Below are 1,400 nucleotides of genomic sequence, written 5' to 3'. Positions count from 1 at the left end.
TTCTTCCCCTAGCCCCTAGCCCCTAGCCCCTAGCCCCTTCTTAAGGGAGTATGGGGGATTGGAGTTTGAGATTTAATCGGTAACTCCTGTTAAATTATTAACAGGGATTTAAAAGCTATTGTACAATGAGATCGAACTACATTTTAGCTGAAAGCAGATAGCTGAAAGCTGATAGCTGATGCAAGCTCTTTATGATTGACTCGACTACTACCTCTACGCCAGAAGCATCGCCGAATATAACAGAACTCAGTTCTAAATTAAGGTCTGGTTCCGAAAAAAATCAACTGCAACTGCTGCAACAGATAGCCGAGGGCAGTTTGGATGTGTTAATGGAATTTTTACTAGAGCGTAAGCTATCACCTCCGACGATGGTGGATGGTAAGGCTTACCAAATTTTGTATAACGCTAATTTGCCGAAGGCGGCAGACTTTCTCCAGACTCATTTTCCTACAGGTGTCGTACCGTTGCGATCGCATTCTGGGATTGATTACACTTTGTTACAACAATTGCTAGCTAAGCAGGAATTTCAAGAAGCCGATCGCTTGACATTGGAAAAGATGTGTGAATTAGCCGGAGAGACGGCGATCAAGAGAAAGTGGTTGTATTTTACTCAGATTGAAAGTTTACCGGCGGCAGATTTGCAAACAATTAATCTGCTATGGCTAGTTCACTCAGAGGGTAAGTTTGGCTTTTCAGTACAGCGGGAAATTTGGCTAGCTGTGGGCAAAAATTGGGATAAGTTTTGGCCGCAAATTGGGTGGAAGCAGGGGAATAATTGGACTCGTTACCCAAATGAGTTTATCTGGGATTTGAGTGCTCCGAGAGGGCATTTGCCGCTGTCAAATCAGTTGCGAGGAAAACAACCGTTTGCGGCTTTATTGTCACATCCAGTGTGGTTGGGATAGGTGATAGGGGCGATCGCTAGTCTATAGCTTCAATCTTCATACAAAAATGATAATCACACCTGCTCTGTTGAGCGCGGATGATGCTGTAGAAGCAGGGCGAAACAATAAATGTTGGTGTCTTTGCTGGTAAACACATTTGTTGTTTGTTTGTTGTTTGGTTGTTAAGGGTGCGGATTGTTACTTGCTGTTGATTATTTAGGTTTAAAAATGACATATTTTATCTGTTCTTTTTAGTTCATGAACCGATCGATTGTAGAACCTCCCCGATCGAACTTCCAGCGGCGATCGCCACTTCAAAACTAAAGCCCCGCAGGGATAATATAACTATCCTGCGGGGCTTTACCTTATGGTGATATAGCAACCGCTTTCGTCGATTAGGGCAACTCCCAGTGTTATAGCAACCGCTTTCATCGTTTAAGATGTTCTGAGTTCCACCAAACTCGCTGATTCTATTCTCTTCTTCCCATTCTTCCCATTCTTCCCCCTCTTCCCCCT

The 1,400-nt window shown here is 43.6% G+C and carries 2 protein-coding genes; one reads left to right on the top strand and one right to left on the bottom strand.

The annotated features are described in order from the left end of the window. Nucleotides 1-191: 191 nt before the first annotated feature. On the top strand, nt 192-905 hold the full coding sequence (locus tag OSCI_RS10600; protein ID WP_007354933.1) for a GUN4 domain-containing protein: 714 nt from the start codon (nt 192-194) through the stop codon (nt 903-905). Between the two features lie 235 nt (nt 906-1,140). Here the strand turns inward: OSCI_RS10600 and OSCI_RS10595 are convergent. Further along, on the bottom strand, nt 1,141-1,400 hold a 260-nt coding region (locus OSCI_RS10595; RefSeq protein WP_039962101.1), incomplete at its 5' end, for a hypothetical protein.

Origin of the sequence: Kamptonema sp. PCC 6506 (assembly GCF_000180455.1) — a bacterium.
Taxonomy (GTDB): domain Bacteria; phylum Cyanobacteriota; class Cyanobacteriia; order Cyanobacteriales; family Microcoleaceae; genus Kamptonema; species Kamptonema formosum.
The sequence above is the reverse complement of the archived record's forward strand: the minus strand, read 5'-3'. Positions and strand labels throughout refer to the sequence as shown.

What these genes read in the sequence shown, in the direction of transcription:
- OSCI_RS10600 (WP_007354933.1), top strand. Translation starts at nt 192, where the DNA reads ATGATTGACTCGACTACTACCTCTACGCCAGAAGCATCGCCGAATATA.